Origin of the sequence: Neptunicoccus sediminis, assembly GCF_001719615.1 — a bacterium.
Lineage (GTDB): Bacteria > Pseudomonadota > Alphaproteobacteria > Rhodobacterales > Rhodobacteraceae > Amylibacter > Amylibacter sediminis.
Window position 1 is genome coordinate 1 of record NZ_MDVX01000057.1, and the last position, 10429, is coordinate 10429.

The window sequence follows — 10429 nt, forward strand, 5'->3', positions numbered from 1 at the left end:
TCCCAACAGTCGTGGCGGCCCTCTGAACAAGATGTCCATGCGCAACTACATGGTCGAGCGCGGCCTTGAAGCCCGCCCCCACGGGTTTCGCTCTACACTACGCACATGGCTGTCCGAACGCACGGAATGCGCCCGGGAGGTGGCCGAGGCCTGCCTTGGGCACTTCGCGGTCAACGATGTGGAGGACGCGTATAACCGCGCTGACTACCTCGAACGCCGCAAACCATATTTGGGGGATTGGGCGGGTTACCTGATTGGTGGGGACTGATGCTAAGCGTCGGTTCTCAGGAAATCCATATAAGCCTTCGTATGACTGGTATGTGTCAACGGTGGACATTTAAGTCTGACGCCGAGCTCACATCATTTCTAGATGCAGAAATCCATCCGCTTCGCGGGCATCGAGAAAATTCTGACCTTAGCTTTACTGAACATGAACGGCCCTTAGCGGACCTTGATGCTGAGCGCAGCTAACGTCAGCAAAGAGCCCAATTTGCGTTTTACTGCGTTGCCGCGAATGTCAGTTTCATACAACCCGTGCTTGAAATCAGGCTCCATAACAAAATGTGAACATCGCGGTGCGGGACATATGTTAACCAACTAAGGGTTGAATGGAGGTGATGATGTTGAAGCTTTTCAGGACGTCAGAGAACTTCAGTTTTTGGGTGTTGGCTTGTTCTCTAAATCATCCACAAAAGGAAGAATATTGTTTGAGTCGGTTTTCAGAAGTTCAGTTGCATCCAAGTAATATGCGACCTCGAGCAGTCATCCGGCTGGATCGTTGAAACGCTCTGGGGTGGGGTTTTTAACGCCGTACATACGATCTTTGAGGTAGATACGTGAGTCTGGAGGGTAAGGGCGCTAAAAATCACGTTTGACAATCCTCAACTTTAGATATTCATTTGCCATGAAACTTGTATGTTAGGAAAAAAATTGCGTCGACGTGGGATATTTTTGTTCGCAAGAAAAATCTTTCTTCTAAAATTTTTGCTAATGGGTGCTTGCCTTGTACTTGCTGAGAAAGTGAGTTCAGAAGTAAATATTCTAAAACCTGATTTTGTCGATGAAGTCGTCAAAGTTACTAGCTTTGGAAATGTAGTTTTTAAAAACCACGGTGAAATTCGGCTTTGGGGTCTGATCACCGAACCAACCAAGTTACGAACGCATCTCATTCATGGCCGATACGCATGCTTTTCATTAGAAAAATCTAAAGTGATTTTCGCCAAACAAAAAGAAGTCAACGCAGCAATATGTACTAATATTGATCCGATTTCAGGGCAGGCCAAATCTATGTTCTCGCTTTATAGCAAACTATTCGCGGTAAATTCAGCTCGGGAATATTGCCAAGAAACAAAGAATTATTTTGGGTCCTGTTCAGAATAATTAGAACCATCAAGTTTCATATTTAAGAAAGCAATTTTCATGGCACTTCAAGATGTACTAAACAAAATTCAGATTTCATCAAACGGACCGCCAGGATCGGACAACTCGTTTCAAATAAAGGCGACGGCAGTTTTAACAAACCTGTATGAGAATGGTGGAGCAGAAGCTCGCCAAATGCTAGATGGAATTGCTTCTAGCAGTAGAAATTATCTTATACAGTTTACAGATAACAATGCTCGTGCTGACATCGGAGTTAACAATGAAAATGGTTTAGATACCCATGTTGTTTCTATCGACTTTGAGTGGGTGGAGCAGGAATTCCTGTTCATTGATCAAAATGGCGTTGCAAAAAACATCAGTTCTGAATCTGTTTTAGCACATGAGTTAGCACATCTACATTTTGGAACCGATACAGTTGCGAATGATGACGATCCTGACGGACAATCACCAAACGAAATAAGAGACGCGTTAACATTGATGGACGCGAGTGGTTTTCCTGTACATAAAGGTTCTCAAGTATTATTAGAGAACAGCGTTCAATTGGCACTTGACGAGGGGTCAATTCGAGTAAGCTATCGCGGAGCTTCAACGAACTCTGGCGTTGACACTCCGAATGGCAATGCTTCAACAGAATTAGAAATTGGCTACGACTATACTCCTTTAAACGAGCAAACATTTGATATCGTGTTCGTAGATTCGACCAACAATATTAACGACGCGTTCGCCAATCTCGATCTAGGAAGTTTCTCATCAACTGTTGAATATCTTATCGTCCTTGGCACTGCTGACAACACCATCACCGGCAATTCAGCCAACGACATTTTGCACACTGGCAGTGGCTACGATGTGATCTACGCTTCACTTGGGAGCGATTACGTTAATGGCGGCGATGGTGTAGATATTCTAAGTTATCTGTCTCTAATCAACAGTCCCTTGGGGGCACGCCAGACAGGGATTTCGGCAAATATTACTGGTTTGAATGCAGCAGTATCAGACGGCTTTGGGGGCACAGATATTGTTCAAAAAATAGAGCAATATCGTGGGACCAATTTTGATGACACTTATTCTCTCAGCGGGAAATTTTCAGAATTTGTTAACGAAACTGGGAACGTGCAAATTACTCTGTCCGCTTTTGGTAATACATCTGTTGGAGATACAATTGATGCGAATGGCATGACTGAAACTGGTGGTGTCTTGATCAATCTTGGCCCTGGTTCGACCAATGGCTATGTGTCAAAAAATGTTGCACTGGAAAATGTTGATTTCGCTAACACTGTAACTCTTAACGATTTCGAAAACGCTATTGGCTCCGACTACAACGATGTGATCATTGGCAACGACGGCAACAATGTTTTGATCGGCGGTGCGGGTGCCGATAAAATTGATGGCGGTGGCGGGATTGATGTCATTCGGTTTGACCCAAATAGCGCAGGGGTGACAATAGAACTTCTTCCGTCATTGCCAACCCCTCCTGGTGTTGACCCCTTTGGTGGGCCAACTGCGTCTGGCGGAGATGCAGAAGGTGATCTTTATATCAATATTGAAGCAGTGCTTGGCACAAATAACGTTGATACATTCAATATTAATGCTGGCGGATTTATTTATGCTGGCGGCAGCGGAAACGATGTTTTCGAAATTAACACTAACGGTTTGGGGCCGGCGATTGTTTGGGGTGGCGGTGGGGCAGATACATACCGCTTCAACACAGCGGGTGGCGAAAACGCCGCCATAATGACCGTCAATGTTTCAAACCTGACAGAAGAAAACTTCCATCTGTTTGACTACAATGATTTAGGCCTGCCTTCAGACTTTGATTGGTCAGAAATTGATGCCATTATTTTGAATGCTGATAGTACTGATCAGATTGTCATGGACTATGGCCACTTCGAACGTGTTCTAGGCACAACAACGGTTCAACAGACAGTTACAGAAATTTCCTCTGGCGAAGAATATGGGAACTTTGATCACCTTACTCAACTTGATCTAAATTACTCAAACAACTTTGAACAATTGGTTGCTCAATACACTGCAAGCTTTCTGGGCTCGACTAACTTTAGCGTCTTCGCAGCCGCCGCCAGTTATGGAGTCTTTACAGTCAGAGAATATATCGATGACAGCGGCGTTCATTACGTGAATGCGGAAGATTACAATTTTGCAGACACGCTGAACCTTTCTACTGCCAACTTTATGAGTGCTTGGGTTGATCCGGGAAACGGCGGTCACAGATTTCGGGAACTCAGCTGGTTAACCTATTTGGTGGATCAAGATGGTGAACGAATTGATATGTGGCCGGGCAGTGACGACCCGTATCAGATAGGTGTCGAGAACTTTAGTGAAATCCCAGCGTTTTCTGATGTTGAGGATATCGGAAACTGGTTCATCCTTGGCGGCTCTTTAACCGGAACCTCATTGGTTACGACTGGTGAATTTAATGTCACACTCCCAACGATTGGTGAAATAGAAACAACCGTGCCAGAGATACCAAATCTCGAAGGCGGTGATGACTCTGGAACTGTGGCTGGATCATCTGGAGACGACACGATCGGAGTTGGTTTCATGGATGCAGGCGGTGATACAATCACCGATGAATATGCAGAATTTGTAATTGAAGCGGGCGAAGGCGACGACAATATTACATTGACACGAAGTGTAGATAGCGAGTTCTACGGGGGCGATGGGAACGATACGATCAATGTTCATTACAGCAGTGGTGCAACGTTCTACGGTGGTGAAGGCAATGACCGTTTGTTCTTAGGTGTGCGTGAAAACGAAGCCTTTGGTGGTGCTGGCGATGATTTGATATCGGGGGCTCTGAGCCACGGATCTGGCCACACGATGACAGGTGGTGAAGGAACGGACAGCTTTGTGTTCACCAATGCAGGAACGGCAGCCACCATCAGCTTGATTACCGACTTTGAAGTGGGTGTAGATAGCCTAACGGTTGATGGTCGCATCCTGAACGCAATGCACATCAACCAGATCCCTGCCGAATTCCAATACGCCCACAACAGCGATGGTAATCTGGTGATCAACTTCCAAGGCACGGCAGACGGCTTTGTTCACACCATCGAGCTTGATGGTGTCACAGCTGCGGACTTCTTCCTCGCAGAACGCATTGAGCAGCGCACTTGGGATGGTACGTCAGGCGACGACACTATGGGCATTGGCTACACGGATGCTGATAGCGACATCATCACTGATGAATACTCAGAGTTTTTTGTTTATGGCGGTGACGGTAACGATAATATCAACTTCCTGCGTAGTGTGGACAGCGAGTTCTATGGTGGGGATGGGAATGATACGATCAATGTCAAATACAGCAGTGGAGCAACCTACTACGGTGGCGAAGGCGATGACCGCTTGTTCCTGAATGTACGTGAAAACGAGGCTTATGGCGGCGCAGGTGACGATTTGATCGTGGGTGCCCTAAGCCACGGCTCAGGACATACCATGACAGGTGACGAAGGGGCTGACAGCTTTGTGTTCAACAACATCAAGCATAAAGCGACAAGCAGCGTTATTACCGACTTCGAAGTCGGTGTGGACAGCTTGACAGTTGGCGGCCAGGAATTGAACCTGTTTCAAATTGATGCCCTGCCCACTGGCTTCCAACACACCCACAATGGGGATGGTGATTTAGTTATTAGTTTCCAAGGCACTGCCACTGATTACGTGCACAGTATTGAACTAGATGGGGTGACGGCTGATCAGTTCTTCATGGCGTAGGTGCCAGCGCTGCTGCGTTCCTTTGGGCGCAGTAGCCCTTATATGTTTACCACTCGACCCGCATCCGAAAGCGGACCTTGGTCTTTGTTTCGGATGGGGTCGCTTTGTCCCGCAGAGGAGGCGTCGATGTGCCGCGCAGCGAACGTCCGCAATCCGCCCAAGATGTTAAAGCGCTGCATCGCAGAAACCGACAATTATGGCGGGAACCTGCCATTCGCGGCAAATGCGAACGCATCTCTGTCCCAGTGGGGAACCGGACTCTCGGCTAGGCCTTCCTAAGTAGTGCCAGGATAACCAAAACGAATTTTGGATTCGCCGCTCTGCGGTACTAAATAGTATCGCTAGGGAAAGTGGGCCTACCTAACAGCGCACTCCGATTGACCTGTTTACGGAAAGACCTTCGGGTAAAGTGCAAGTTTCCATGGTTGTTTAAGATAATGATCGACATTTGGTCAACATAGGCTTGCAAAATGAAGTAGCATCCTGAAGTCTGGAGTAAATTGTCCACCCCCTAAAATCGCTTGGCGCTGAAGCGGTTCAACTGAGGCGCTAGCACCGAAAATGACTATGACTTTTGACGTTGAGAACCATAACGAGCTCCCAATAGAAGAAAACTTTATCGAGCAAGCCGAGTACATTGATCGAGCGAAGTTTCTTGCGCTCTCAGCGCAGCATCCCGATGAAGTGAGTATTCTTAAGAAGTTAATGGGCGGCGGCGCGAAGCTGCTCATTGGGCCGAGGGGGTGCGGGAAGAGCACCTTAATGAGAAAAGCTTTTTTCCGCATCCTTGAAAGCGGCACCGACAAAGCGATTCCCATCTACGTCAACTTTAAGTTGGCTTTGAAGCTAGAGCCCTTTTACGTGAATGGCCCCAATGCAACCTACTGGTTTAAGGCCTGGTTAGTGCTGAAAGTACTTTTGGCTGTATGGGAGACCAAGGAGCTTGACGACGACATTGTCTTGCCCGCACAGCTTCCACCGAAAGAAAAACTCAACAAACTTGTTGATATTTTAGAAGCCAGCCGTGCTGAAGATGACCAAGTCAACGATTTCAGTATCGGTTTTTTGACAGTGGTCATGGACAACCTAGCAACCGAGAACAGTGTAAAGCGGGTAGTTATTCTTATCGATGATGCTGCGCACTCATTTTCGGAAAAGCAACAAGAAGACTTCTTTGATTTCTTCAGGGCGATTAAATCGCGAACAATTTCCCCCAAAGCGGCGGTCTATCCTGGAATAACTGCTCATTCCGCAAGCTTTCATGTTGGGCATGATGCGGAGCAAATTGACGCGTGGGTTAAGCCTTCAGGCCAGGAGTACGAAGAGTTTATGCTGTCTTTGGCAAACAAGCGCTTTGCCGGCACCAATATTGATGTGGTTTCAAAAAACGAAGAGGATATCCGTTTTTTGGCGTATTGCTCTTTTGGAATTCCACGAGCATTTCTCGGTATGCTAAGATCAATCTATAATTCTCAGGAAGCCTACACAACGACAGACGGCACGCTCAACAAGAATGCAGTCCTGCGCCTGTCTAGATCTGGGCGCGACATGTCGCATGCCGTCTTTGACTCTCTTTCATCTAAATTGCCCTCCTATCATAGCTACGTGACAAATGGCACGAAAATTTATCAAGCAATCCTTTCACAAACGAAAGAATACAATCGAGGCAAGGAGCTAGAAAAACAGGGCTTGCAGTTCGCTATTCGAACCCCAATCGAGGCGGATATTGGGAAGGTTTTCGGGTTTCTCCAGTACTCTGGACTGATAATGCCGTCCGGGTCGATACTGAAAGGTGAGAAAGGTTCTTTTCAGCATTATCATGTCCACACAGGAGATTTGACCGCGGAAAACGTAATTGTAGGACAAAGAACTAAGTCTATCGCTTCATTCTTGAAAGTCGTCCGAGCGACCAAGCATCAAGCTTGGCCTCGTTTGACTTCAGTGGCTCTCTTGGATGCAGCAAAAACTAAAGCTAGTGACTTCACCCTGTCACTGCCAGTATGTCATGTATGTGCTACACCGAGGAGCAATCCAGAGGCGAGATTTTGTTCAAATTGCGGAACGCAGCTCAAGCCCTCCTCCGCATATGAAGCCTTGGTGGGTCAGCCTATATCTGTATTGCCAATCTCAAAGACACTAGAGAAGCGCATTCGAGAAAACTCCAATATTCGAAAGGTTCGAGATGTATTGCTCGATGTGGACCGGCGAACATTATTAGGCATTCCCTATGTCGGTAAAATTCGAGCACAGCAGATTGTAGGCCACGCCGAAGAACATGTGTCATGACACTTAACATAGAAGATTTTGCGAATGAAGCCCCCGCTTCAAGTAGTATTGGCTCAATAGACGAGTACCTAGTCGAGACTGATTACCCCAGCCCAATTGACGCATACATTTTGCACTCAAGAAGTTTACTGAGGTACGGTACAGCGGATCGACTTACTGAGAATGAACATCTTGGCGGGCTACTTTTGCTAGGCTCAGTATCAGCCGCAGAGGCTTATTTTAGATCAATATTGTCATTAGTTTTGGAGGCTTGCCCTATTTGCAGGCAAGTCTCGGCAGAAAAGCAGATAAATTTGGGAGGAGCACTATGGCATGGCCACGCTGAATTTAGACGAAGTGCATTTGAACACATGTCTTTCAGCTCCAAAGAAGAGCTAAAGAAAGCAACGCGCCAGTTCATTGGATTCGAACTTACGGACGCAAGGTTCAAAGGGCCATTGGATCAATTCGAGATGGTTTGTCATCTGAGGCATGGGCTCGTCCACAACGGTGGTACTCTACCTGGGCGCAATGCGGTCCAAATTGAGGCCAAAACCTACTCAAAACCAGTTCGGATCAACGTAAGCTTTCGTCTCTTGCAAAGAACGGTCGAAGCTGTAGACACGCTTGTCTTAACTCTTAATCGTGAACTCTTCGCAGAAATGTGCAAAAGATGGGCCGTAGATTGGAGGCAGCGCGCCGATTGGGATCCTTCGACTGAGGATCGGGCGTTCCGGAACTTATGGTCGGCTTTTGCTAGCAATGAACTAATCAGGGCGCGGACCGGTCGATCAGCGTTCTCGCGCAGTCAATGTATGTCGCAAGTGCGGGACGACTACAATCTCTGAATCGTTCTGTTTATTTCCTGCGTCAGGGTTATCAAAGCGGTTATGAAGAATAGACTGGGGCTGGTTCATTTAGCTTGCGCAACGAAAGTCCAGAATGACAGTCCACATCGCAGCAGTGGTATGGTGAGGTGAATGGCCGGTAAGTCCCGCGATGTGTCAGTTCGAGCGACCTCTGTTTTCTAGCTGGCAGCGAATGGCCGCAAAGCGGGCTGCGACCGTAGCTTCGTGATCAGGCGACGGAAGTCTGCTCTGGGCCGTTCATGTCGTTCAACACCTATGGCCGTTTTCGTCATTCAACCTCGTTTGATCGCAAGTCTGGCATGCCGGACTACTGAGCCGTTTGCGGCAAAGGTCTGCGCTCCATTGAAAGAACAACGAGTGAAGGCAAAACCCGCAGCAAATGACGTATCCCTTTCGAGGAATGATAGTCCCTAGATATTTTCCCGCCGAAGATAAGTGCACTCCGATAGCCTGATGGTTTGCCAAAAGACCCATCCAGATCTGCCTTGGCTTCAAGAGGTCTATCTTTGGTTCTCTTGTCCAAAACAATGTAAATTTGGGTTCCTTAAGGTAGCCCATTCCACCCGTTCACGCCCCCTTAACCCTGCCTTCCCACCTGTTTTCCCAGAGACGTTGTTTAGCGGATAGCGAGCCATGTTTTTGCACTGCAAAAACGCTCGCCTTCCTTCGCGGCGCTCGAGTCGGATGCGGTGCGCGCTGTGCTTGCACCTTGTCTGCCAACCGGTGGGAATGGATATGGGAACCAAGGGCAAAGGCGGGAGGCCGCGTGTAAAGAACAAGCGGGATCATCAGATCACTGTGCGGTTGACTGGCAGCGAGCATCGTAAACTGCAACAAGCAACCTCAGGGAGAAGTATCGCGGCTCTGGTTCGAGATCGCTTGCTTGGCCTAAGCAAAGAAACTGGGCCGCAGGTTCCTCTGGTGAACCGTCAGGCGTGGATTGATCTCAGCCGGACGGCCTCGAACCTGAACCAGATGTGCTATCGCCTGAACACGGGCGGCCGTCCTGAGGTCGATCGCATTCTGCCCCTTCTGTCTTTGTTGCAACGAAATCTCGAACAGGTCCGCGCCGGGCTGATCGGGGGTGGTCATGGCCATCGGTAACCTGACCAAAGGTGGAAATGCGACTGGGCTGGTTGAGTACCTGCTGGCAGAACACGACCACAAAGGCGAGGTCCGGCACCGCGCTGATATTGTCGGGGGAACGCTCGGCTTTGAAGAGGGCGCCGCCAAGACCCACCTGGACGCTTTCAAGAACCTGCGCCCCAGCTTGAACCGGAACATGGTCCATCTGTCAATCTCTCTGACGCAAGAGGATCGGAAGCTGTCCGATCACGAGTGGGCGCAAATTGGCGACCTCTGGGCCGAACGGATGGGCTTTGAAGGCTATATGACCGTCTGCCACGGGGATCATATCCACATCGCAGCCAGCCGTATACGGCTCGATGGCAGTGTGGTCAGCGACTCCCATGATTATCGCCGCAGTGAAGCCGTTATCCGTGAGATTGAAGAGCGATTTGATCTGGTCCGCGTGGAACCATCCCATTTGCTGGACCCCGCAAAGGCGCGGGATCATATCGCAGCGCCGAAACGCGGTGAGTTCGAGATGGCCCATCGGGGTGTGATCTCCAGTAAAGCCCAGTTGCAAGATCTGCTGAAGGATCTGACCTCCGCACCGATCACCGCCACCGACTTTGTGGAGGCGTTAGAGGCCTGCGGCGTGGATGTGCGCCCGAATGTCTCCGAGACGACCGGCAGACTCTCCGGCTTCTCCTTTGGGCTTGAAGGGCATCACATATCAGCCTCCAAGCTCGGCCGCAGTTTCACCTTAAAGAATTTAATAGAAAGAGGATTTTCTTATGAGCCAGACAGAGACTTTCCGGCAGTTGTCGGAGCAAAAGAGCGCAGCCTTGGCCGTGCCACTACAGCAGGCATTGGCACAGACCCGCGCGTCGAACACACAGACGCAGGCGCGGATCGCCGAGATGCCAGCGCTGATGGAGCGCGCGTTGCACCCGACACTCAAGTCACTGCATCAGGTGGAGAAGACCTTCCAAGCACAAAGGGTGTTGATTTCCGTTGAGAAGTGACCCGGTAGCCTACAAAATTTTCACTGAGAATTGACCCATGTGAACACATTGCCCTGACGAATTTGTTCAGGGAGATATGGAGTGATAGACATGGGATTT

The 10429-nt window shown here is 48.7% G+C and carries 5 protein-coding genes and 1 pseudogene; all 6 read left to right on the top strand.

Annotation, left to right across the window (positions count from 1 at the left end; translation table 11 throughout):
- Positions 1-268, top strand: a pseudogene (locus tag BFV97_RS18035) (integrase); the annotation flags it as partial.
- A gap of 647 nt (positions 269-915) precedes the next feature.
- Positions 916-1380: a hypothetical protein gene (locus BFV97_RS18845; RefSeq protein ID WP_157888370.1), complete on the top strand. Its 465-nt coding sequence runs from the start codon at positions 916-918 to the stop codon at positions 1378-1380.
- Positions 1381-1419: 39 nt separating this feature from the next.
- A complete protein-coding gene (locus BFV97_RS18040; protein ID WP_157888371.1) occupies positions 1420-5106 on the top strand; it encodes a calcium-binding protein in 3687 nt (1228 codons plus the stop codon).
- A gap of 567 nt (positions 5107-5673) precedes the next feature.
- Complete coding sequence (locus tag BFV97_RS18045; protein WP_069301746.1) at positions 5674-7392, top strand: P-loop NTPase family protein; 1719 nt, start codon at positions 5674-5676, stop codon at positions 7390-7392.
- Between the two features lie 1583 nt (positions 7393-8975).
- Positions 8976-9344, top strand: a complete 369-nt coding sequence (locus BFV97_RS18850; protein WP_157888372.1) for a plasmid mobilization protein — start codon at positions 8976-8978, stop codon at positions 9342-9344.
- On the top strand, positions 9331-10323 hold the full coding sequence (locus BFV97_RS18060; protein WP_069301749.1) for a relaxase/mobilization nuclease domain-containing protein: 993 nt from the start codon (positions 9331-9333) through the stop codon (positions 10321-10323). Before BFV97_RS18850 ends, BFV97_RS18060 begins: the two co-directional genes overlap by 14 nt.
- Positions 10324-10429 lie beyond the last annotated feature (106 nt).

Bases quoted from the DNA above. Each gene is read 5' to 3' on its own strand.
- BFV97_RS18845 (WP_157888370.1), top strand. From the start codon at position 916: ATGTTAGGAAAAAAATTGCGTCGACGTGGGATATTTTTGTTCGCAAGA.
- BFV97_RS18040 (WP_157888371.1), top strand. From the start codon at position 1,420: ATGGCACTTCAAGATGTACTAAACAAAATTCAGATTTCATCAAACGGA.
- BFV97_RS18045 (WP_069301746.1), top strand. From the start codon at position 5,674: ATGACTTTTGACGTTGAGAACCATAACGAGCTCCCAATAGAAGAAAAC.
- BFV97_RS18850 (WP_157888372.1), top strand. From the start codon at position 8,976: ATGGGAACCAAGGGCAAAGGCGGGAGGCCGCGTGTAAAGAACAAGCGG.
- BFV97_RS18060 (WP_069301749.1), top strand. From the start codon at position 9,331: ATGGCCATCGGTAACCTGACCAAAGGTGGAAATGCGACTGGGCTGGTT.